The organism is Massilimicrobiota sp. mt181 (assembly GCF_055420065.1).
Window position 1 is genome coordinate 23,985 of sequence record NZ_JBVAYN010000018.1, and the last position, 23,740, is coordinate 47,724.

Consider the following 23,740-nt stretch of genomic DNA (forward strand, 5'->3'; position numbering starts at 1 on the left):
TGTTTTCGTAAAGGTATAGTGAGATAATTTATTAGAGGTGACTCCTAATGAATTACACTAAGAAACAACATTATGTTCCACAGTTTTATTTAAAATACTTTTGCATAAATGAAGATAAAATAAATGTATTTTTAAAAAAAGAAAATAAAATTTTAAAAAATCAGTTGATTAGAAATGTAGCTTGTGAAAATGATTATTTCGATATTTCTTTAGATAAACCAACTTCTCCACTGTTAGAGGAAGTGATTAAAGGTATCGATTTTAAAAATAAAAAGTTTGAGGATTATGTTCATACAAACAATATGGAAAAATTTTTTTCAGAATTAGAATCTGTTATGGGTAATATTTTTTCAAAATTTAAAGAGTATATTTTAAATGAAAAAAATATAAATACAGTTATTCCATTTTCACAATTTTTTGAAACTCGAAAATATATCATTTTATATATTTTAATTCAATATATGAGATCTCCATTGTATAAAAATATGTATATTAAAATTTACAATGCAGTTAATGAAATTTGTGGAAATAATGGCATAAAAAATTTTAATAATAAAAAAATTGATATTGGTATTCATGATAATGATGATGCTAAAGTACATCATATAAGACAAATTGGAGAATTGGATAACTATAATGCAAAGATGATGTGCATAGGGGAAATGACTTGTGATGTTTTGGTAAATAAAACGGAAGAAACATTTATTACAAGCGATTCTCCTATATGCACTTTAAAAAAAGTAGATGATAGTCATTATAAATATTCTATTTTTAAAAAAGGAGACTGTAATATGATTATTTTTCCATTGTCAACGGAAATTTGTTTAGTTTTTAAAACATCTCCTTTATTAACTAATGATTGGTATATTAAATCTTGTAGTGATGTTAAAAAGGTTAAGAAAATTAATACACTTATTTATCAAAGCTGTCAAAATCAAGTGTATACCTATGTTGATGAATTAAATCTTCTAGAAAATGTTGAACTGTTTTTTAGTAAAGTAACAGTCAATGTAAAAAATAAGAACATATGCCTACAATTATTATAATTAGTAGAAAAATAACTGATTATTTAAGATTAGAGTATAAAGGTAGAAGCAATTTCTAAAAAAGAAGTTGCTTTTTCTTTTGTATAAATTTAGAGAGGAGATGGTTGATTTGATTAAAAAAATCATAAAAGAAATTCAAAAATTAGAACAACAAAAACAATTAAAAATTGAAAAAAGAAATCAGTTAGATAAAGAAATCAACGTCATTAATTTAAGATTGAAAGAATTAAATAATCTTAAAAATCAATATGAAAAATTAGAACAGAATACTGATTCCTTTTTTGAAAATATAAGAAATGGAGATGAAACATAATGGCTAAATATAAAGTTGAAATTACAGAAACATTACAGTATCAGGAAATCATTGAAGCAGAAAATGAGCAGGAAGCTATCATAAAATTAAAAGAGAAATACCATAATCAAGAAATCATTCTCAATGAAGAAAATTATGTAGCTACTGATTTTAAGGTCATAGATAAAGTAAAAAATAAAGATGAATATGTTAGATAGAAATTTTTCTTATGGTCAATTAAGATTCTTGATAAAAGAGATCTATCTCTATGTCCTGAATAGTAGCAAGCAAGGACTTTTGCCATCAAAAGTCGGCTTGTTAGGGGAAATCCCCCTAATACCCCAAGAAAGGAGTGAAGAGTGATGGAATGGTTGAAATTGTTGGGAGTGTTTGAACTAGGAGCATTATGTGGAGTTATTATTATGTGCATTATACAGGGTGGTAGATATTATGAAAGTGAAAAGAAAAAATAGAATAGAAATCAGGTTAAGCGATGATGAATTAAATCATTTGAATGTGGCAGTCGCTAAAACAGGTCTTTCAAGAGAAGCATATCTTCGTTTGATTATTCAAAAGATTGTGCCAGCTGAAAAGCCTTATCCAGATTTAAAAGAAACCATTTATCAATTAAGAAAGATAGGAAATAACATTAATCAAATTGCAGTGATTGCCTATAAGACTGGCTCCATTGATGTCATGAAATATAAAAAGAATTTTGAGGAGCTTCAAAAACAGATTCAATATGTTTTATATGTCAATGGTGAATACAGAAAAGATGAGGTGGATATATAGTGGCAACAACTTCCATGTGGGCTGTTAAGTATAGCTTGAAGGATGTCCTTGATTATGTTGTTAATCCAATGAAAACAGAAAACAAGGATTTTAATGCCTATGAATTTCAGGGACTTGAAAATGTTATCGAATATGTAGAAGATGATTTCAAAACTGAAAAGCAATTCTATGTTAGTGGTGTCAACTGCAGTCCTTACAATGTGTATGATCAGATGATTCAAACAAAGAAGGCGGCACATAAGGAAGATAGTGTTCTTGCCTTTCATGGATATCAGTCATTTGTCTCTGGAGAGGTCACGGCAGAAATGGCTCATGCTATTGGTGTTGAACTTGCTCAAAAGATGTGGGGTGATGAATTTGAAGTATTGGTGACAACGCATTTAGATAAGGAGCATTATCATAATCATTTTGTAGTAAACTCTGTATCTTGGGCAACACATAAAAGATTTTTAAACAAGCATAAGGATTATGATAGATTAAGACGTTTGTCTGATGAAATCTGTAGAAAATATCGTTTGAGTGTTATTGATAATCCAAAGAAAGGAAAGCACTATAGTGAGTGGCTGGCTGAAAAAGAAAAAATGCCTACAAGGCGAACACTTATGATAGATGATGTTGATAGAGCTATCAACAATTCAATGACATTTACGCAATTCATTAGATATTTAAAATCAATGGGATATGAAGTCAAAACAGATGTCAAGCATATAGCCATCAGACCACCGGGTGCTGAAATTTTTTTTAGACTTCACAAGCTTACCAAGGATGAATCATACAGTGAAGAAAACATCAAGCTTCGCATTTTGAATAATGATATAGGGTTTATAGACGTAGTTCAAAAAGCCAAACCTAAAATATATCACTATCAGGGAAATGTTAAAAAATCAAAAAAGATAACAGGCTTTCGTGCACTGTATGTTCGTTATATGTTTGAAATGGGAATATTACCCAAGAATGCACCTCATAAAAGAAGAGTGCATTTTTTATTGAGAGAGGATTTAAGATATATGGATCAAATAACAAAGGAAGCAACTCTATTGTGTAAAAAAAGAATTGAAACAGTTGATGAACTAAAAAAAGAAGAATCAGCTGTCAAGAATAGACTGGAATCACTTATTAAGGAACGCAGATGTATTTATAACAAAATCAGACGTTGTAAAAATCCTGATACAAAAGAGAAACTTCAAAGAGATGTGTATAGTCTTTCTGAAGAAATCAAGGAATTACGAAAGGAGGTGAGGCTTTATGAGGGAATAAAAAATCGTTCATTGAAGATAAGAGAAATTATGAAATCAATGAATGAAAGACAAAATGATACACAATTCAACAGCTTATATAGAAATACAGAACGATAAATGATAGAATATAAAAAGACTATTAACAAGAAAGAGGAAACCATATAATGATATTATTTGTTGATGAAACAGAATGTGAGGATTACTTTATAGTTGCAGGTTTATTAACAGATTCTAAATTAAAAACAGATGCAACATTTAAAAAATTCAAGAAGAAGGTAAAGAACTTTCACATTTCTCCAAAAGATAAAGAAAAAATCTTTACAGAATTTAAATCTGTAATACTAGATAAAAAATATCAAAGGATTAAAGTGTGTATGCTTGAACATATATGCACAATGAATTATTCCATTTATTATGCTGTTTATAAGAAAAAAAGTAAATCGTTTTATCAGCAAGAAAAGGAAAATGTCTATATTTCGTTATTGAATAAAATTGTTTCACAAATTGATTGTGAAATTGATATCATTTTTGATACATTTAATAAAACTGATTTTGAACTAAAAATAATCGAATCAATAAAACAAAATAATAATGTTTTATCTATTGTCAAACAGGATTCTCGTTTAGAATATGGTTTACAATTTATAGACAATATATGTAGTATTATACGTCATCATATTTATGAAAAAGACAGTACATTATATTATCTTCTAACGAATTATCATTCGATTGAATAGTATTATGTCATTGATTGACATGATGCAGAATTAATGGTATATTATGTTTAGAAAGAGAGTATACTCTTATAGGTATGGTTTTCTTGCCTCTTGTGGCGGGATGTGCAGATTGATGCGGAGCCATACCTTTTTCTATACAGTTTTATCAATTTTTAATCTTAAGCGATGATTCAATTCATCGTTTTTTGTATTTCTAAATATTTGAATTTCAACAAAAGGAGTGTGAAAAAATGACTACAGGTGGGGAAACAGCTGATCAGATGACAAGAATGACCTTGCAAGGCATTGAAGTTGCTGCCAATGTTGCACTCAAAGCTGGTGGTATGGCATCTAAATCTTTAGCGGCAATGCTTTATGCTATTTTAACCGATAAGAAAAAAGTCAAAGGAAAAGCAAGACTTAATTCCATGCTGAAGTCTGGAAAGGAATTGAAAGTCTTTGCCATTCATCATAATGATTTAAAAGTTTTCTGTCAGGAGGCCAAACGCTATGGTGTCATGTATTGTGTCCTGAAAGAAAAGAACAATATAGATGGGATATGTGACATTATGGTAAGAGCAGAGGATGCATCAAAAATTAGTCGTATAGTTGATAAGTTTGAGTTGGCTACGATTGATACAAAAGCAATCAATGAGTATGTATCTTCAAAACAAGACAAATCATTTAAGGATGTACCAACATTAAATGATGATGAACATGATAAACTTGTGAAATCATTAATGGATTCAATGAAGAAAGAAGAAAAGAGTTTTTCTGAAAACCCGACTACTGCTCGAACGACAAAGGACGCCAATCCGTTCGAGCCTACCTCAGTCAAAGCAGGAAAAGAACCAAATATTATTGATAAGCGTCTATCGGTGAGAAAAGAACTTAATGAAATCAAGAAACAGCAAGAAAAGAAGACGACTGTCAAACAACAGAGTCAGCATAAGAATATCAAAAAGAAAAAAATCAAGAAGAAAGTGAGGTAACATTTCATGGAAAATATTTATGCAATGCTAAATAAAAATGCTCAAAGATCAAATGAAAGAAAACAGCCAAGATTATCTAAAGAGGAATATGCAAAACAGATGAAATATAAACGAAATCATCTGTATAAACTAGCAGAAGTTCAGTCTGGTGAAGTTGTTTCTTCTCCACAGAAATATCTGCAGTTTTTAAATCTCATGGCAAGATTGGATTATACAGTGACCAATGCTCTTTTGATTATGGCACAGAAGCCTGATGCAAAGATGCTGAAGGACGGCAAACATTGGCGTGAAAACAAACTCTATATTAAAAAAGGTGAAAAGGGTATACAGGTCCTAGAACCCACTGGTGAATATCAAAGAGAAGATGGATCGTATGGTACAAACTATAATCCAAAGTATTTATTTGATGTTTCGCAGATCAACACAAAGGAAGCATTATATAATGCACCACAGATGAATGTTGCAAACATGATTAATGGTCTGACATATGATTCACCAGTATCTTTACAGCAATTAGATACTTTTGAAGGTGGGGAGCCTGTATTTTATTCGCCCGATGCCAAATGTATCTATTATGCTAATAACTTGAGTCCTCAACAGTTGATTCAGGGACTTGCAAGAGAATACTGTCATGTGGAATTTGATAAACAGTATTCTGATTATAACCGTGAAAACAATCAGTTTTTTATTGAAAGTTCTGCCTATATTCTTTGTCAAAAGTACGGAGTTCCTGTTCGTGATATACGATTTGCAGATCAGGTTGTTCATTATTTTTCTGGAATGAAATCAAAGGATATTAAACAGGAATTGGGAAATATTAAAAACCTATGTGAAGATGTCAGTGAACGCATTGACAGAGGAATCTATAAATCACAGCAAGAGAAAAAACATCAAAGAAATGATGTGAGTAGATGATGGGGCTATTTGCATCGAGGGAGAAAATTGTCTGTATCTGTGTCACAGACTGTGAGAGAAGAATCATTATCAATGCACTGAAAAAATTGAGAGATGACCAGATCAGAGAAAATAAAAACTATGATTTTATTGAAACCATCATTGCAAAATCTGCTAGAGCTGATACTTTGAAAGGAACAAGGAAAATCTATGAGGAAAGATAATCATGATGGATTTGTTCTTTTTATTATAGGTTTCATACTTGTTGTATGGTTGAGTCTTAAAATTGCACCTTATATTGATGGAGGACTGTTGAATGCATTGCCATATATCAGCGAAGCAATGAACAGTCCTTTTTCTATTGTATGGAGTAAGGACAGTCTCAGAACGATGTGTTTATTTATTGTCGTTTATGTATGTGGAATGGGAATCTATCTTTCTAATAAGAGAAACTATCGTCGTCAGGAAGAATATGGTTCAGCAAGATGGGCAAACAATAGAAGCGTCAATAAAAAATATGCCGATAAGACATTTTCACAGAATAAAATTTTGAGTCAGAATGTTCGTATTGGACTTGATGGAAAAAAACATAGACGTAATCTGAATACAATCGTCATTGGTGGGAGTGGAGCTGGAAAGACAAGATTCTATGGAAAGCCAAATCTAATGCAGTGCAATACAAGTTTTGTTTGCCTTGATCCAAAAGGAGAGCTGTTAAGAGATACAGGTTATCTTTTAGAAAAGAAAGGGTATGTTATCAAGGTCGTTGATTTGATTAATATGACCAAATCACACTGTTACAATCCTTTTGAATATATTTATGATGATAAGGATGTACTGAAATTGATTACCAATCTGATTAGAAATACAACCCCAAAGGGAAGTCAAACCAATGACCCCTTTTGGGAAAAGTCCGAAACTGCCTTATTAGAGGCATTATGTCTTTATTTATTGCATGAAGCACCCAAGAATGAACAGAATTTTACTATGGTCATGGAAATGATTGCAGCAGCTGATGTACGAGAAGATGATGAAGATTATCAGAGTCCTTTAGATGAACTGTTTGAAAGACTTGAACTGAGAAATCCAAATAGTCTAGCATTGAAGCAGTATAAGATATATAAACAGGCAGCAGGTAAAACAGCAAAATCAATTCTTATAAGTGTAGGTGTAAGATTAGCGGCTTTTAATCTTGAAAGCATTGCTTCCTTAACAGCTACTGATGAGCTTGAGTTAAATCTAGTAGGAGAAAGAAAGACAGCAATCTTTTGTGTTATACCTGACAATGATTCAACATTCAACTTTATCATTGGAATGCTTTATACTCAATTGTTTCAGATGCTGTACTATCAGGCAGACATTGTTCATGGTGGTGAATTGCCCATTCCAGTTCACTTTTTAATGGACGAGTTCGCCAATGTCGCCTTACCTGATGAATTTGATAAACTGCTGAGTACCATGCGTTCGAGAAGGATATTTGTATCAATCGTTATTCAGAATCTTGCACAGATAAAGGCATTGTATAAAGATGCATGGGAAAGCATTATCGGGAATTGTGATAGCTTATATTATCTGGGTGGAAATGAACAATCCACTCATAAGTTTCTTAGTGAATATCTTGGGAAAGAAACATTGGATACAAATACCTATGTCAAATCAGGTGGAAAGAATGGAAACTATTCTACAAATTATCAGCAGACTGGAAGAGAACTTCTGACACCTGATGAGGTACGACTATTAGATAATGATTATTCATTGTTATTTATACGTGGTGAACGACCAATTTTTGACAAGAAATATGATATATTGAAACATCCCAATGTAAAATATACAAAGGATGGGAAAGCCAAGTCTTATGAACATGGAAAAGTGAAATATGCGATTGAGGACTGGCAGAATGTTCTTCTAACTGATGAAGACTATGAACTTTATTCAGATGAAGATATAGAAGAATATTTTGAAGAACTTATAAAAAAAGAAGGAGAGCAATCTCAAGATGATGAAATTGCTTAATAGATAATGATTAACATATCATTGTTCAGGTGTAGTTAGATACAAAATCATAACTGCACCTTTTTTAATATGTAAAAAACAAAAGGGAGGAAAAAGAAATATGAAGTTTATGAAATTCTCAAGAAAGGCAAGAAGTTTATTTCTAGCATATGTTTTAAGTGTATTAATTCTTAACTTTGGAGCAACTCCAGTCCTTGCAGATGGAGATCCATTGACTGTTGTCAATAACCTATCAACTTTTATTTTTAGCCTGATTAGAGCCATAGGTATGATTTTATTGGGATTTGGTGTCGTTCAGGTTGGTTTGAGTTTGAAAAGCCATGATCCATCGCAACGTGCCAACGGTTTTTTGACTCTAGCTGGAGGAATCATTATTACATTTGCGAAAGAAATATTAAATCTGATTGTCGGTGGTTAAGCATTTTAATAATACAAAAAGTGAGGTGAAAATAAATGGGTGGAATCATCGACAATCTCACCAATGCAATCAACACTTGGAACGAGAAGATGGCAGAAATATGGCTGCTTCTCACTCAGACACCTCAGGACTTCAAGGGAGGTCATATATGGGAAATCATTGTCAAGATTCATGGTGGACTGACAGCGATTGGTCTGGCGTTGCTTGTCTTATTCTTTGTTATTGGAATGGTGAGAACCTGTACAAACCTTACAGAAATCAAGCGCCCTGAACATGCATTACGATTGTTTTTAAGATTTGCAATTGCGAGGGGGATTGTTGTATATGGAATGACTATCATGACGAAAGTCTTTGAAATAGTTCAGGGGATAACAGCCAAGATTATGTCTACAGTGAGTGCTGGAAGTGCGACAACGACAACGATTCCCGAAGAAATCATCACAGCTGTTGAAAATTGTGGATTTCTGGAAAGCATACCAGTATGGGCAGTGACATTACTTGGAGGAATATTCATAACAATATTATCTTTTGTACTCATATTGACAGTCTATGGAAGATTCTTTAAATTGTATATGTATACAGCAATAAGCCCCATACCTCTGTCAACATCAGCTTCAGAAAATACACAGTCTGTAGCAGTTACTTTTTTAAAAAGTTATATTGGGGTCTGTTTAGAAGGTGCCATTATTGTTCTAGCATGCATTATTTTTTCACAGTTTGCAGCTTCACCACCTGTAATAGACAGTTCAGCATCTGCTATAAACATGCTATGGACATATATCGGTGAAACGGTTTTTAATATGCTTGTTTTAGTTGGAACTGTTAAGATGTCAGATCGTGTTGTGAAGGATATGATGGGCTTGTAAATTTCCTTTTCAATCTCACGGTTTGATTGTATAATTTATCTAAATCATTTTATATTTAATGAAAATATGTTAAGAATAATTGTAATTCATTTTTCGAAAGGAGAATACCAATGTCTAAAGAACGCAAGTATATTGCTATTGATTTAAAATCGTTTTATGCTTCTGTAGAATGCGTTGAGCGTCGACTCAATCCACTTACTACAAATCTCGTTGTTGCAGATGCTAGTCGTACTGAGAAAACTATATGTTTGGCCGTATCTCCATCTCTTAAGGCATATGGTATTTCCGGTCGAGCTAGATTATATGAAGTTATACAAAAAGTGAGAGAAGTTAATGACCAAAGACAGAGAAAAGCAAGAAGAAAATTGACAGAGAAATCATTCAGAGATGAAGAGTTGAAAAATAATCCAAATTTGCTTGTTTCATTTATCGCAGCACCGCCACGAATGGCTTATTATATTGAATATAGTACAAAAATTTATGATATATACCTGAAATATGTTTCACAAGATGATATACATGTCTATTCGATTGATGAAGTCTTTTTGGATGTTACCAATTATTTAAAGAATTACAGAATGACGGCTCATGAACTTGCGAGAACAATTATTAAGGATATTTTGTCAACAACTGGCATAACAGCAACTGCTGGAATAGGTACAAATTTATACCTCTGTAAAGTAGCTATGGATATTGTAGCAAAGCATGTTGAACCAGATGAAGATGGCGTTAGAATTGCCGAATTAGATGAAATGTCATATCGTCAACTTTTGTGGAATCATACGCCCATTACTGATTTTTGGAGAGTAGGTAAGGGTTATGCGAAAAAGTTAGAAAAAATCCATTTATATACTATGGGTGATATTGCAAGGTGTTCATTAGGGAATGAAAAGGATTATTACAATGAGGAACTTCTTTACAAACTATTTGGTGTGAATGCTGAGCTTCTTATCGATCATGCTTGGGGATATGAGCCATGTACAATAAAGGATATAAAGGAATATAAGCCAAGAGATAAGAGTATTGGTTCTGGTCAGGTGTTGCATGAGCCATATACTTATGATAGAGCAAGACTGATTGTGAAAGAAATGGTCGATATGTTAACGTTAGATCTTGTTGATAAGAATCTCGTAACTGATCAGATAGTTTTGACGGTTGGATATGATATCAAGAATATCAATCATTCATATACTGGAGAAATAAAGACAGATATGTATGGCAGAAAAATTCCAAAGCATGCACATGGAACAGCAAATATGAAATTTCCGACTTCGTCTACAAAATTGATAACTGAAAAAGTCTTAGAACTATATGATAGAATTGTAGATAGAAAATTATTTATAAGACGCTTAAATATATCTGCAAATCATCTTGTGGATGGTCAAAGCATAAAGAATAAAGAATTTTATGATCAGATTGATATTTTTTCTTATTCAAAATATGATGCAGAAAGTCTTAAAAAAGAAAAAGAAAAACTTGAAGAGGAACATCAGTTACAGATGGCCATTAATAAAATTAAGAAGAAGTATGGAAAAAACAGTGTTTTGAAAGCAATGGATTTAGAAGAAGGAGCAACAACGCAGGATAGAAATAAACAGATTGGAGGACATAAAGCATGATGAACAGAGATTATAGCGATATTATCAATTTACCACACCATACTTCAAAGGTTCACCCTAGAATGTCCATTCAAGATCGTGCTGCTCAGTTTTCACCATTTGCTGCACTTACGGGTCATCAGGAGGCCATTGATGAAACGGCAAGAATAGTGGATGTGAAGCTAGAATTAGATGAGTATCAGCTGTTAGAAATTAATAATCAATTGAATGATATTAAAGAGCACATTAAAAGTTCTCCTAAGGTCATCATGACATATTTTAAAAAAGATAACAGAAAAAGTGGTGGAACATATCTGAAAATATCAGATGTCGTAAAAAAGATAGATGATTATGAACGATATGTTTTGTTTGAAAATGGAATAAAGGTAAAATTCATGGATATATATCAGATTGAATCGATATGCTATGAATGAAATTCTTTTATTTAAACATAATCTTATAAAATGTAATGTTTATTTTAATTGGTAGTAAGAAGGTGTATAAATGGAAGTTAAAATCAATAAAGAAATAAGAAATTATACAGAAAGCATTGTCTTGGGATTAACTCTTAGACAGTGCTTTTTTTCTGTATTGGCATGTTTTGTAGCAGTTATAGTCTACTTTATGTTTATAGATGTATTGGGTCTTGAAGTGACAAGCTGGTTATGTATTGTTGTTGCCATACCATTTGCAGCATTAGGATTTGTCTCATATCAGGGTATGAATTTTGAAAAGATATTAATCAACGCATGGCGCTCATTTTTAATGAGTCATCGACAGCTTGTTTTTAGACCCTACAATCTATATTATGAAATATTGAAAGATTATATAGATAATCAAAGAAAGGAGTCAATAAATCCAAATGATAAAAAGCTACGAAAAATTAAGAAAACAAAACAAAGACAAGATAAAAGTGCCTAAAAGGGCACAGGACATCATTGATATTGATACCATCTATAAAGATGGTATTTTTTGTTCTGGTCATAAATATTCCAAAACCTATCGTTTCAAGGATGTGAATTATTCTATCGCATCCAAGGAAGAAAAGATTAATATATTTTTGAATTACAGTGAATTGCTGAATTCACTAGATAGTTCCTCTACAACTAAGATTACAATCAATAATCGTAAGGTTAATATACAGGAATTCAAAAGTCATATTCTGATACCACTAAAAGGAGATCATCTTGATAAATATCGTAAGGAATATAATGACATGCTTTTAGATAAAATTTCAGGAGTGGACAGTATCAAACAGGAAAAATATATAACGATTACTGTTTTTAAAAATAATATAGATGAAGCAAGAAATTTCTTTTCAAGAACGACTGTTGAGCTTTCATCACATTTTTCAAAATTAGGTTCTTCCCTGGAAGAGCTCAATGCAATAGACAGACTGAAGATATTGCATGATTTCTATCGAAATGGAATGGAAGAAAATTTTCAATTTGATTTTAAGGATTTCATGCATAAGGGACATGATTTCAAGGATGCAATCTGTCCCTATCAGCCAGAATTTCATAACAAGTATTTCAAGCTAGGAGATAAATTTGGACGAGTGCTATATCTGTCCAATTATGCAAGCTATATTAAGGATGGATTTGTTGCAGAACTTTGTTCCTTGAATAGAAATCTTATGTATAGCATGGATATTATAACTGTTCCTACTGATGAAGCTATTAAGGAAGTTGAGAATCGTCTTTTGGGAATCGAAACCAATATTACAAACTGGCAAAGACGTCAGAATGCCAATAACAATTTCAGTGCTGTGATACCTTATGATATGGAAAATCAACGCAAGGAAGCAAAGGAATTTCTCGACGATCTGATAGTCAGAGACCAAAGAATGATGCTTGGCTGTATGACACTGGTTCATCTAGCTGATTCCAAAGAAGAACTTGATAATGATTCAGAACTATTAATGGCTACTGCCAGAAAGTATATGTGTGAGCTATCTCCTCTTGCCTTTGCCAGTCGTCAGCTTGATGGACTCATGAGTGTATTGCCTATTGGTATCAACAAGCTGGATATTGTAAGAACTTTGCTTACCGAGAGCCTCGCTGTGTTCATTCCATTTCGAGCACAGGAGATAGTTGATGAAGGTGGAATATGGTTTGGACAGAATGCCATTACAAATAACCTTATTCTATGTAATAAGGAAAAACTGATGAATCCCAACGCATTCCAATTAGGTGTACCGGGTAGTGGAAAATCATTTTTGACAAAGGAACAGATTATCTTTATAGCATTGTCAACAGATGACGATATTATCATTTGTGACCCAGAAGGTGAATATTCTTTACTTGTCAAAGAATTAGGTGGCGAAGTCATTCAAATAGCTGCAGGAAGTCCTAATCATATCAATGCAATGGATATGAATGAAGGATATGGAGATAGTGGAAATCCTGTTGGCGACAAATCACAATTTGTTATGTCATTATTTGAACAGCTTGATAGAGATGGAGTCAAGCCTAGTGAAAGAAGTATTATTGATAGATGTGTCACACTCGTCTATCAGGATTACTATCAAACTAAGCAAGTGCCAACTCTTATAACATTGCGAGAGAAACTTCTAGAACAGCCTGAAATAGAAGCAAGAAGTCTGGCACTGAAGCTTGAATTATTTACTGATGGTTCGTTAGATGCATTTGCTCATGAAACAAATGTCAACACATCTAGTCGTATCGTTTCCTATGATATTTTTAAATTAGGGAAGCAACTGAAGACAATGGGATTATTGGTCATTACAGATGCCATGATTAATCGAGTCAATGATAATTGGAGAAAAGGGAAAAGAACGCATATCATCATTGATGAATTTCATGTTGTCTTTGAAAATGAGGAAAGTGCAAGTTTCTTCAATTCAGCATGGCGACAATTCAGAAAACGTGATGGATACCCTATTGGCATTACACAAAACGTAGAGTATCTGCTTGATAGTGTTCAGGCGAGTACAATGTTATCAAATTCTGAGTTTGTTGTGATGTTGAATCAGGCATATCAGGATAGAGAAAAACTTGCTACATTGTTGAATATCAGTGATGAACAGTTAACTTATATAACCAACGCAGAACCGGGCTGTGGATTGATTAGACATGGAGGAAGTCTTGTTCCGTTTGTAAATAGGTTTCCAAAGAATACTGAATTATATAAATTAATGACGACAAAGCCATCGGATAGAGAAATGAAAGGAAGTGACAAATAATGGATAAGCAGTTACCTATTATGAATGATCCTATTGTAAAAGAGTATATGTCAATGCTATTGGATAATGATCAACACAAGGAATATGACAATACAAAAGGCCTGACTAATTATATTGAAAGAATGGAAAAACAATTTGAATTGGTTATCAAGGAATTAGGGGATATAAAGGAACAGTTGAATGCTATGCAAAATCCAACAATGAAGATGAGATTGGAATCAACATTAAATAAGACACAGGATGTTGTTGATATAAGCATGAATAAATTGAACAACCTAAAAAGAGATGTAACGAATTCAATGAAAGGCTGCATTCAATCTTTTAAACAGCATGGCAAAAGTGGAATTGTTAAGACTATTGATTTACTGCATATCAAAGATGCTTTAACGAGTTTGCAGAAGTCTTTTATAAAAGCATTAAGCAAAACAAACCATATGATTCAGACAGTTGATTCCATGACTGTTGAAGTGAGAAATGCCAAAAGAAATATCAAGAATATTGGTTTGTTGTTTATGGGGAAAAAAGCAGTTCATGAAAGCAATGATTTTTCAAAACTTAATTTTATGCAAAAATCTTCCCGTTCTATTCATCAATTAGTTAAAGGCATGGCTATGAAAACCTCAAAGATGTTAAATCAGCTTGATCATTTCAAAAGAGAATCGGTCAGAAGTCATCTGAAGCTTATATCAAACCAATCAAACCATCGAAAAGATGAAAAGACTATTCATAAAGAACCAATCCGTTAGCCATCAATAACAATAAAAAGAGGTTTCTTTCTCCTGATTAAGGGAATTGGAAATCTCTTTTTTTAATCTATGTTTTTGTTTTCTAATATTAAATCTTTTATCATTTTATTTATTTTATAGACAGTTTTATCATCATGCTTTGTGCAATTTATGCCATTGAGGGTACCAAGAGCAAATCCTTCTACGAAATCATAGTATCGGTATAGATTGGAAAGTTCCATATGTGCATTGAATAGGTTCTGTACTAATAAATCCATATTTGAATCTTTTGAATTACATTTTAAACTTTTTATTATTTTTTCCTGCAGGTTATGTATTTCTTCGAGTAAAGCTATGTACTGTTTATCGTGTGCAATTTGATTTGAATATATTTCATCGTTTAGATACAGATCAAAAATTTGTTTTAAATATTTATCCATTTGTCAATCACCTCAGTAACATCATAAACATAATGCCTTTTTCATACAAATGTACGAATGTTGAATTTCATATCATTGAGAGGGAGTGTTAGAAATGATACAATTAAAAATTAACTTAAAGGAAGCTAAAAATGAAAGACATAAAGACAAAAGAAAAGAATCATACCATTAAAATAAATAAGAAGAATGACAATCTTAAGCATTTCATCAAGAAAAATAGTATTGAATTTAAAAGGCATAAAAAAGAAGAAAATAATGTTGAAGTGCAGGATAATAACTATGCAGTCAATAAAGTAGTGGATAGAGAAAAGAAAACAGCATATCAGAGCTTTCGTTATAATAAGAAGTTATTCATGAAGAGAAAGAATAGAAAACAGAATAAAGAACAAAACAATGAATTCAAAAAAGCAAAGACAAATAATAATTCTAAAGATTTAATTGTGAATAAAAAAATGGAAAAACCAGCAGATCAAAAAGTTATAAAAATAAAGAATGACAATACTAAGATTTCAAATGAGAATGTATCAAATTATTATAATCAACAAATGAAATCTTTTTTTATAGCCAAACAAAAAAGCAAGATAAGAAAGACCAAAGATTCTCTTTCTACGATAGAAAAGTCATCTCATCACTCGGCTAAAATTTTTAAAGGTACAGTTGGTGTAGTCAAGAAAACTGTGACAGAAGTCAATAATATCATATCTTTAGGGACAGGATTGATATTGTTGATAGTCATAGTTCTTTTTATTGGTGTCTTTTCAGCATTATCAGATGATTCGAGTGTAGAAAATGGAACAATGTATGTTTCGGCTGAAGTTCTTGGATATACAGAAATCATAGAAAGATATGCAGAAAAATATGAAGTTTCTGAATATGTTCCCCTTATTCAAGCAGTGATGATGCAGGAAAGTGGTGGCAAGGGATTAGACCCGATGCAATCATCAGAGTGTCCATATAATGAAAAATATGCTAAACAACCAGATGGAATTCAAGATGTTGAATATTCGATTGACTGTGGTGTCCATTATTTGTCAGATTGCTTAAAAACAGCAAGTGTAAAAAGTATATCTGATATGAAAAATATATCATTGGCTTTACAAGGATATAACTATGGAAATGGTTATATTGATTGGGCTTTAGAGCATTTTGAAGGTTATACCAGAGCTAATGCAAAACTGTTTTCAGATGAAATGAAAGCAAAGCTAAAGGTAGATGTCTATGGTGATCCTGACTATGTAGAACACGTTTTGAGATATTATCACATAGCAAATGGAGATATTGTTGCAGTAGCAAAATCACAGGTAGGCAATGTTGGAGGAAGAAAATATTGGGAATGGTATGGATTTGATTTTCATGTGGAATGGTGTGCTATTTTTGTAAGCTGGTGCGCAAACGAAAGTGGTGATTTGAATACTTGTATACCGAAATTTTCTAGAGTTGAAGATGGAATACAATGGTTCAAGGATAATAAAAAATGGGCTTACAAGGATTATAAGCCCAAAGGTGGAGATTTAATATTCTTTGATTGGAACAATGACAATGATCCTGATCATGTAGGTATTGTAGAGTCGTCTGATAATCAATATGTTTATACAATAGAAGGTAATAGTAATGATGAATGTAGAGAAAAGAAGTATACGTTAAGAAATAAGGTGATAATTGGATATGGACAGGTATGTATATCTAAATAATAAACTATTAATTATATGGTCACATTATATCTAAAAGTTTATATTTATTTCAATAATTAGAGTTGAAATAATTTTCATGGGCTATCTGATCTAATTGTAATACTTTTTTATTTTAACTCCGTTTTTTGGAGTCTTTCTACTGTTTTAGCGATCATTATTTTTTGGTTAATGTATAATGACATTGACAATTATTTATGGAGGTCATTGTTTACGTCAATAAACTGTGCTAAGGCTAAATCAAAAATCATGAGTCATATCACTTTCAATAAGCTTTTCTTCAATAATGAATATATCTGCAGAAATTTTTTCTTAAATGTCTTTTACCCTTTAGAAGTTGTTTGCCCTGAATGTGGTTGTGTTTATTTTGTTTTGCTCAAGTGTAGAAACAATGTCTACACTTGTTCTCAGTGTTCACATCAAGTTTATCTTTTTGCAAGAACTATCTTTCAGGACAACAAATTACCATTATATATGTTTCTTTATGATATTATAAAGGTAAATACAATTCAACATAAAAAAACATACTATCGTTGTAAAATTTAACTTTTCCATTATTTTTTTTAACAAGTTTTTTTATACTTTCGATACCATATCCATGTCCACTGTCTTTTTTTTGTGATGTATTTAGACAAACTTTTGAATTAGGGTCGATAGTATTTTTTATTTGAAAATAATAATTATTATTTTGAATTGTAGAATATATAATAATTTTATTTTTAGTTTTAGCATTACAGTGTTCAATTGCATTTTCCAAAATATTCCCTAATATAATGTAAATGTTTGTGTCTTTAAGTAAACTTTGATTTTGAAAGAAATTTGTAATAATATCAATATTTTTTTCTTTTATAATAGGCATATAATAGCTAATAATAATGTCTAAACATGAATGACCAGTATTAATAATTTTTTCTTGATTATCAAGATAATGAAGGTGTTCTATCACTGTTTTTTTTATTTGATAAGGATTGTTTTCGTATTGATCTAATATAGATAATAAGATGTGTTTCATATTATGTTTGAGTTGACGTATTTCTTTTTCATTTTCTAACATTTTTTGAAATTCAAGAGTCTGTTGTTTTATAATACTATTAATAAATTCATTTTGTTTAATTGTTTTATTATAAATGTTTTTTAAAAATATCATATAAAAAAAGAGTAAAATTATCAATCCAATAATTAATTCCATACTGTAAGTAGAAGATATATATATAGTCTTTTTATACAAATCAGTATAAAAAGACAGAATGACTAAAAAAAAACTACATATTAAAAAAATAATATATTTTTTTTTGGATAAATATTCGATTATAGATATATGAAGGTTTTTAAATAGATAAAATATGGTTAGTACAGCAAGAAAAATGATTGGAAAACAAAAGAATATATTAACTGATATGATGGGAGAAATTCCAAAAAAATCTACAATAAAAAGGCATAAAAGTGTAATAAAAATAATAAAGTAATTTATAAAAACAGAATAGTATATAGCATGATAATTATTTTTTAACAAGAATTTGTAAAGCAAAAAGGTCAAACACAAAATAATACTGATAGATAATAATGTATTAAAATTTATTTTATATAATAATATATATAAAAAGTAATATGAGATAGAAAAATAAAATAGAACCATTAAAGATAAATATATTTTTTTAATTTTGGCTATTCTTTTTATAAACAATGTTGGTAATAATGCAATTAGAAGACAATCAATTATAGATAGCAGCATTATTTATCCCTCCTTATGATGAAGATAAAATAATCTATTAATAGCGTTTATTTGTCCACGTCTTATGACAAAAGAAATGTCGTTGATATAAACATAGCCATTTTTTATTTCTGTGACATAGTTCCAATTAATAATAATAGATCTGTTAAGTTTATAGAAATCTAGATTTAATTTTTTATATAGTTGTTTCAATGTAAGGGAAGTTTCAAATGTGTTTGATTGAACTAGATGTATAATACATTTATGTTGTACTGATTCAATATACATTATTTCATTTAAACGAATATTTTTTGTTATCCCTTTATAGGAAATTGATAAAAAATTATCTTGTATTCTATGAGATATACTTACAAGTGTTGTTATTAATTCTTCATCAATATATTCTTTTCTAATAAAATTATATGGTTGAACTTGAAATGTATCAAAAACGAGTTCATGATGTAAGCTTAAAAAGACAATAAAAGTATTTTTATAAGTATTTATATATTTCTTAGCTATAGAGATACCATCTTGATGAGGCATTTCAATATCTAATATAAGAATATCGTATTGAATTGAATAATCAATGTAAGATGGATCATTAATAAAAGTAAAATCTATAGTATTTACTTGATTATGGCAAGAGAGAATATTCATTATTTTTTTTAATAAAGCTTCATCATCGTCAATAATACAACAATTCATCAAATCATCTCCTCGTCTTGAAATATTATACTCATATTACCATAGATTACAGATTTTTAAAATATATACTTTTTGTTTTTATTTATCACTCAGTATATAAATATATCTGACATTTCATTCTATTAAAGTTGTTATCGTAAGTCCAAAATGCATTTTAGGTAATTACACATACACTTTATGATATACATATTGAATGGAGAAAAATGCTTTGTTATGATGTTTATAAATTAAAAGGAAGGAGAAAATCTATTCCTTTATTGTTATTGTGAATAAATAGCAAATTTCTGTATATTTAAACATGTGTTTGGTTTCTATAAGAAAAGTATAAGGATACTGTAGAAAAATTATTCAAGTATAAATCAAGCTTTGAGGAGTAGAACATATAAGATAAGAATAGATTTAGAACGCAAAAATAAAACTATTATCTTTGAAATAGAAAATAGAATCAAAAGATTGATTATAACTTGTATAGACATAGATTATGAAATTAACAATCTATAAAACCAAAATTTTACATTACATATTATACGAGGAGGTGTGTTAATGAAATATATAGTGGATACATTTTCAAAACAAAAAGAGTTATTTAAATTAAAAAAAATATATGTTTATATATTATTTTCATTTTGTGCTGTAGCATTTATTGTACATTTTGTATACAGTATGGAATATGGTAGTTATACAGCTACTGAAATTAAAGAGTTATTAGTTATATCACCTGATGTTGGCTACAAACTCTATTATTATATACAGCATTCAGGTTTGTACGTACTCTTATACATTTTTTTGATATTTATTATTCCTAATCTTTATATAATTAATTTTATAAGTCAGAAGAATAATAATTTTACGAATTTTCAAATTACAAGACTAGGTTATAAATATAACATGGAAATAGAAACGTTTTTTATTTTTTTATCAACTTTTATCTATGTAGTATTATTAAATATTTTTATTTGTGTAATTATTCATGTATTTTATTTCCAATTTCAAAATAGTTTCTATAATGATGCAGTTTATGATATGACGAGAATGATATGCTCAAATCAACTTTTGAATATTATTATTTATATATTGTTATCAAGTATAGGGTACGGATTGTTTGCAAGCCTCATTTATAATATGCAAGTTTTTGTTAAAAATACATACGTTTTTAGAGGGTTAGGTCTTATTTTAGGAATATTATTATATACTTTACCAGCGATAGTTGCTTCGTCTATATCCATTTATTTTTTTCGTCTTTTTATTGGTTCATTATATTTACCCTATATTTTAAATCCTGGAATCGTTTATATGCCTGCGATTGAGTCAAGCCCTTTATTATTATTTTTATTAGGAATCATAATGTATAGTGTATTATGCTTATTTTTAATGAAATTAAGATTCATAAAGGAGTACAAAAATGAATAATTGTTTGATTAAATGCATAAACAAAAAGGATATAATATATTTTATGTGTTTGTTTTTATCGGTAATTATTATAATGAATCGTGACGATGCAATAAATATGATTGTTTCATCAAATTATCCATCACTAATTATTTATAATTGTTTTTTTATATGGTTATTTAAAAAGAATTTAGTTATTCAAAAAATAAATAATTTCATTATTACAAGAAAAAAATACAATTCATTTATCAAGCAGATTTTTTTAAGTAATATTTGTTTAGGTATCTCATTTTCTATAATTTTTTCCATCTTTATGTTGAACTACAGCACAGGAATTAAGAATGGTACGATGAGTATTTTGGTTTATTATATGGTTATTTATACTTTGATTATAGGAATAGGATCATTGATTATTTCTTTTCAGTCAATTGTTGATAAAAATATGTTATGCTTATTTGTTCCTATAGCAATTCAATTGACTTTTCATTATTATTTTGTATCGATTTATTTTGTTTAAAAAAGGAGATAGATATGATGTTAAAGATTGAGCATGTTTCAAAAAAATTTAAGAATAAAGAAGTTTTAAAAGATATAAATTTTTCAATAGAAAAAGGTGAGCTTATTTATTTATATGGAAAAAATGGAAGTGGAAAGTCTACATTATTAAAAATGATATGTGATATTTTAGAACCAACACAAGGTAAAATTACTATCGCTGAAAATACAATAATAGGAGCCTTGATTGAAAATCCAGGATATATCGAATTAGAATCAATGAAATTTAATTTAAAATATCTAGCCTCCTTAACACGACGTTATGATGAAGATAAAATAGGAAAGCTATGTGAGTATTTTGAATTGGATATTAATGATAAGTCTTCCATGAAAACATATTCAGTTGGAATGAGGCAAAAAGTTGGTATAATACAAGCAATTATGGAGGATCAAAATTTGATTTTATTTGATGAGCCAACAAGAGGGTTAGATACAGATAGTATAAATAAATTTCAAAAAATTGTCAAAGAACTAGTGCTATCCGGAAAATCAGTAGTTATTGCGTCACATGATATGATGGAAGAATTAAATTTTAGTGTTATTTATAAATTAGAAAATGGTGTTTTATATAAAGAATGAAGCATATTAAATACATAATCATGTTAGTTTGCGCAAATGTACTCTTAGGGTTTTTTGTCACAGATCCACAAGATTATTTTATGACAAAATATATTTTTTCAAATAAAATTTTTTTACAAATGATTTCTATACTTATATCATATTTAAATGTTATGTATATTTATCATTTTATCATAGAGTATGCATACGTAGAATTATTGTCAAAAGTGAGAATTGGAAAAAGAATATATTCTATTTATTTTGGCTGGGTTATTATTTCTGCAATTATATATTTAATAATTAATTTGTTAATGGATATTTTGATGCTGCCTATTTCTCATGTTTATATTGTTTATATATTAGTTAATATAGCTATGCTTATCGTCTTTTCTTTTTCTTCGTTGTTAATAAAAAAGATAGATATTTCGATTTTTGTTACATTTTTATTATATATTTCGTTTCGAATATTTTTATTTTTTATTATTTCATAGATCATCTGAGTCACTTGTTGATTATTTCACGCGTTATGCACCACCGATACATAGTTTAAGCACTATTTTATAATATTTAATTCACATGTAAACACCATTAACACGCACGATTGGACCCACTTTTGTTATCATGGTATTGAGAGTAACAGACTCTCATCACTATAGCGAAAGGAGGGCCTTTTATTATGCCAAAAAAAAGTTTCTGTCAAACCTATTTTTGAATTACGTGCAGCTGGTATTTTAATGTGTAAAATAATCAATATACGTACAGTTAAAGTTTTAAATTTAAGTGTTACAGGATTGTATTAAACAAAATAATCGTAATATGTATATAAAATTATCTGTATAGTATTTAGTGAAATTTTGTACTTGATCTACAAATAATTTGATATATAAAATAGCAAATGCAAATTATTTGAAAAAATGTGTGAAAAATAATAAGTTTAATTTTTTGATTAGTCTATTCATATATTATAGAGCCATCTTATTAAAAAGAGGTTTTTCAGAATAGATGATTTATTATATCAGGGCACCACCTCCAATGATTGAAAGAAATTTAAATTATTGGAGGTATACAATGTATAAAGTCAATGACTATGAAAAAGAAGATTTTAAAAGAATAACAAACAAGGATGGATTAAATACATATTTTATAAAAGTTAATCGAATATATATAGAGGTAGATAAAGACATATATTTAACTTGTCTTAGAAGTTACATGAAAATAAAGTATAACAAAGAAAGAGAAGTAGCGAATTCAGTCCAATATTATTCGGACATGGATTTAGCTACTTCTTTTATTTTTAACAGAAGTAAATATGTTGATTTTGTTCATCAAATATACATTAAAGATTTGGCTAAGAGGGCTGTTCAGGAGATTTATAGATTGCCTGATCAATACAAAAATATAGCAATCTGTATCTTTTTAGAGGAAATGACAATTTCAGAAACATCAAAGAAATTATATATACCTATCTATACTGTTGAAAAAAGAAAGAAAAAAATAGAAAAAATTTTAAAAAATAAATTAGAAGATGGCGAAAATATTTTTTAGTTTCTTATGTAAGAAGTGAAGGGATATTTCCCTGAAGGAGGAAACTAAATGAAAGAATTAAAAGTATTTATTTATTGTAGAGTTTTATCTGAAGAAGCAAAATATCTACTTGAGTATCAAGAGGATATACTTAAAGAATATGCTGATATACTCAATGCGGATGTTTTTGCAGTAGCAAGAGAGATAGGTAGTGGCACGCATTTTGGAAGTAGAGGGATGGAAAAGCTTATATATTATATTATTAATGAGAAAATTGACGCTATCTTTATTTATGACAAGACAAGAATCTGTATTTATGAGGAACTGTTTGCTGAATTTAAGATGCTTTGTGACAAGCATGAAATTAATATATTT

The 23,740-nt window shown here is 29.7% G+C and carries 27 protein-coding genes; 24 read left to right on the plus strand and 3 right to left on the minus strand.

What is annotated here, in order from left to right:
* Nucleotides 1-47: 47 nt before the first annotated feature.
* From ACZYT4_RS10270 to ACZYT4_RS10350, 17 genes are all read left to right on the plus strand, one after another.
* Nucleotides 48-1,046, plus strand: a complete 999-nt coding sequence (locus tag ACZYT4_RS10270) for a DUF4238 domain-containing protein (RefSeq protein WP_463785358.1) — start codon at nucleotides 48-50, stop codon at nucleotides 1,044-1,046.
* Nucleotides 1,047-1,146: 100 nt separating this feature from the next.
* Nucleotides 1,147-1,359, plus strand: coding sequence for a hypothetical protein (locus ACZYT4_RS10275; RefSeq protein ID WP_463785409.1), 213 nt, complete (start codon nucleotides 1,147-1,149; stop codon nucleotides 1,357-1,359).
* On the plus strand, nucleotides 1,359-1,556 hold the full coding sequence (locus ACZYT4_RS10280) for a DpnD/PcfM family protein (protein WP_463785360.1): 198 nt from the start codon (nucleotides 1,359-1,361) through the stop codon (nucleotides 1,554-1,556). Before ACZYT4_RS10275 ends, ACZYT4_RS10280 begins: the two co-directional genes overlap by 1 nt.
* A gap of 232 nt (nucleotides 1,557-1,788) precedes the next feature.
* The gene (locus ACZYT4_RS10285; protein WP_087297324.1) at nucleotides 1,789-2,130 is read left to right on the plus strand and encodes a plasmid mobilization protein; all 342 of its coding nucleotides are present in this window, start codon (nucleotides 1,789-1,791) and stop codon (nucleotides 2,128-2,130) included.
* On the plus strand, nucleotides 2,130-3,485 hold the full coding sequence (locus ACZYT4_RS10290; RefSeq protein WP_463785363.1) for a relaxase/mobilization nuclease domain-containing protein: 1,356 nt from the start codon (nucleotides 2,130-2,132) through the stop codon (nucleotides 3,483-3,485). Before ACZYT4_RS10285 ends, ACZYT4_RS10290 begins: the two co-directional genes overlap by 1 nt.
* Before the next feature lie 47 nt (nucleotides 3,486-3,532).
* Nucleotides 3,533-4,105, plus strand: a complete 573-nt coding sequence (locus ACZYT4_RS10295) for a DUF3800 domain-containing protein (RefSeq protein WP_463785364.1) — start codon at nucleotides 3,533-3,535, stop codon at nucleotides 4,103-4,105.
* A 230-nt stretch (nucleotides 4,106-4,335) separates the two neighbouring features.
* Nucleotides 4,336-5,076, plus strand: a complete 741-nt coding sequence (locus tag ACZYT4_RS10300; RefSeq protein WP_463785367.1) for a PcfB family protein — start codon at nucleotides 4,336-4,338, stop codon at nucleotides 5,074-5,076.
* 6 nt (nucleotides 5,077-5,082) lie between these two features.
* Complete coding sequence (locus tag ACZYT4_RS10305) at nucleotides 5,083-5,991, plus strand: hypothetical protein (protein WP_463785369.1); 909 nt, start codon at nucleotides 5,083-5,085, stop codon at nucleotides 5,989-5,991.
* Nucleotides 5,988-6,194: a hypothetical protein gene (locus ACZYT4_RS10310; RefSeq protein WP_211963824.1), complete on the plus strand. Its 207-nt coding sequence runs from the start codon at nucleotides 5,988-5,990 to the stop codon at nucleotides 6,192-6,194. Before ACZYT4_RS10305 ends, ACZYT4_RS10310 begins: the two co-directional genes overlap by 4 nt.
* Nucleotides 6,181-7,983 (plus strand): VirD4-like conjugal transfer protein, CD1115 family, encoded by a 1,803-nt coding sequence (locus tag ACZYT4_RS10315; protein ID WP_463785373.1) that lies wholly within the window; start codon nucleotides 6,181-6,183, stop codon nucleotides 7,981-7,983. Before ACZYT4_RS10310 ends, ACZYT4_RS10315 begins: the two co-directional genes overlap by 14 nt.
* A 100-nt stretch (nucleotides 7,984-8,083) precedes the next feature.
* A complete protein-coding gene (locus ACZYT4_RS10320; protein ID WP_463785375.1) occupies nucleotides 8,084-8,401 on the plus strand; it encodes a glutamyl-tRNA amidotransferase in 318 nt (105 codons plus the stop codon).
* Nucleotides 8,402-8,436: 35 nt separating this feature from the next.
* The gene (locus ACZYT4_RS10325) at nucleotides 8,437-9,267 is read left to right on the plus strand and encodes a VirB6/TrbL-like conjugal transfer protein, CD1112 family (protein ID WP_463785378.1); all 831 of its coding nucleotides are present in this window, start codon (nucleotides 8,437-8,439) and stop codon (nucleotides 9,265-9,267) included.
* Between the two features lie 110 nt (nucleotides 9,268-9,377).
* On the plus strand, nucleotides 9,378-10,886 hold the full coding sequence (locus ACZYT4_RS10330; RefSeq protein WP_463785380.1) for a Y-family DNA polymerase: 1,509 nt from the start codon (nucleotides 9,378-9,380) through the stop codon (nucleotides 10,884-10,886).
* Nucleotides 10,883-11,299 carry a hypothetical protein gene (locus tag ACZYT4_RS10335; protein WP_463785381.1) on the plus strand — a complete coding sequence of 139 codons (417 nt, stop codon included), beginning with the start codon at nucleotides 10,883-10,885 and terminating at the stop codon, nucleotides 11,297-11,299. The genes ACZYT4_RS10330 and ACZYT4_RS10335 overlap by 4 nt, the downstream gene beginning before the upstream one ends.
* Nucleotides 11,300-11,369: 70 nt before the next feature.
* Nucleotides 11,370-11,786 carry a PrgI family protein gene (locus ACZYT4_RS10340; protein ID WP_463785384.1) on the plus strand — a complete coding sequence of 139 codons (417 nt, stop codon included), beginning with the start codon at nucleotides 11,370-11,372 and terminating at the stop codon, nucleotides 11,784-11,786.
* Nucleotides 11,728-14,070: a VirB4-like conjugal transfer ATPase, CD1110 family gene (locus ACZYT4_RS10345; RefSeq protein WP_463785386.1), complete on the plus strand. Its 2,343-nt coding sequence runs from the start codon at nucleotides 11,728-11,730 to the stop codon at nucleotides 14,068-14,070. The genes ACZYT4_RS10340 and ACZYT4_RS10345 overlap by 59 nt, the downstream gene beginning before the upstream one ends.
* The gene (locus ACZYT4_RS10350) at nucleotides 14,070-14,816 is read left to right on the plus strand and encodes a DUF6674 family protein (protein ID WP_463785388.1); all 747 of its coding nucleotides are present in this window, start codon (nucleotides 14,070-14,072) and stop codon (nucleotides 14,814-14,816) included. Before ACZYT4_RS10345 ends, ACZYT4_RS10350 begins: the two co-directional genes overlap by 1 nt.
* A gap of 62 nt (nucleotides 14,817-14,878) precedes the next feature.
* Here the strand turns inward: ACZYT4_RS10350 and ACZYT4_RS10355 are convergent, their stop codons facing one another.
* Nucleotides 14,879-15,235, minus strand: a complete 357-nt coding sequence (locus ACZYT4_RS10355; RefSeq protein WP_463785390.1) for a DUF6809 family protein — start codon at nucleotides 15,233-15,235, stop codon at nucleotides 14,879-14,881.
* A 131-nt stretch (nucleotides 15,236-15,366) separates the two neighbouring features.
* On the opposite strand from ACZYT4_RS10355, the gene ACZYT4_RS10360 reads away from it, so the two are divergent.
* Together ACZYT4_RS10360 and ACZYT4_RS10365 are read left to right on the plus strand one after the other, a co-directional pair.
* Entirely contained in the window at nucleotides 15,367-16,926 is a 1,560-nt protein-coding gene (locus ACZYT4_RS10360; protein ID WP_463785392.1) for a lysozyme family protein, read from the plus strand.
* A gap of 246 nt (nucleotides 16,927-17,172) precedes the next feature.
* Nucleotides 17,173-17,469, plus strand: a complete 297-nt coding sequence (locus tag ACZYT4_RS10365; protein WP_463785412.1) for a transposase — start codon at nucleotides 17,173-17,175, stop codon at nucleotides 17,467-17,469.
* On the opposite strand, the gene ACZYT4_RS10370 is transcribed toward ACZYT4_RS10365, so the two are convergent.
* Nucleotides 17,414-18,655, minus strand: coding sequence for a GHKL domain-containing protein (locus tag ACZYT4_RS10370; protein ID WP_463785394.1), 1,242 nt, complete (start codon nucleotides 18,653-18,655; stop codon nucleotides 17,414-17,416). The two genes, ACZYT4_RS10365 and ACZYT4_RS10370, sit on opposite strands and share 56 nt — an antisense overlap.
* A 3-nt stretch (nucleotides 18,656-18,658) precedes the next feature.
* A complete protein-coding gene (locus ACZYT4_RS10375) occupies nucleotides 18,659-19,339 on the minus strand; it encodes a LytR/AlgR family response regulator transcription factor (RefSeq protein WP_211963841.1) in 681 nt (226 codons plus the stop codon).
* Nucleotides 19,340-19,882: 543 nt separating this feature from the next.
* On the opposite strand from ACZYT4_RS10375, the gene ACZYT4_RS10380 reads away from it, so the two are divergent.
* The 5 genes from ACZYT4_RS10380 to ACZYT4_RS10400 form a co-directional block, all read left to right on the plus strand.
* Entirely contained in the window at nucleotides 19,883-20,749 is an 867-nt protein-coding gene (locus ACZYT4_RS10380) for a hypothetical protein (RefSeq protein ID WP_211963845.1), read from the plus strand.
* A 328-nt stretch (nucleotides 20,750-21,077) separates the two neighbouring features.
* On the plus strand, nucleotides 21,078-21,245 hold the full coding sequence (locus ACZYT4_RS10385; RefSeq protein ID WP_463785400.1) for a hypothetical protein: 168 nt from the start codon (nucleotides 21,078-21,080) through the stop codon (nucleotides 21,243-21,245).
* Nucleotides 21,246-21,259: 14 nt separating this feature from the next.
* Nucleotides 21,260-21,862 carry an ATP-binding cassette domain-containing protein gene (locus tag ACZYT4_RS10390; protein WP_463785402.1) on the plus strand — a complete coding sequence of 201 codons (603 nt, stop codon included), beginning with the start codon at nucleotides 21,260-21,262 and terminating at the stop codon, nucleotides 21,860-21,862.
* 1,047 nt (nucleotides 21,863-22,909) lie between these two features.
* A complete protein-coding gene (locus ACZYT4_RS10395) occupies nucleotides 22,910-23,386 on the plus strand; it encodes a hypothetical protein (protein ID WP_463785403.1) in 477 nt (158 codons plus the stop codon).
* Nucleotides 23,387-23,434: 48 nt separating this feature from the next.
* The coding region (locus ACZYT4_RS10400) for a recombinase family protein (protein ID WP_463785406.1) at nucleotides 23,435-23,740 on the plus strand (306 nt) is incomplete at its 3' end.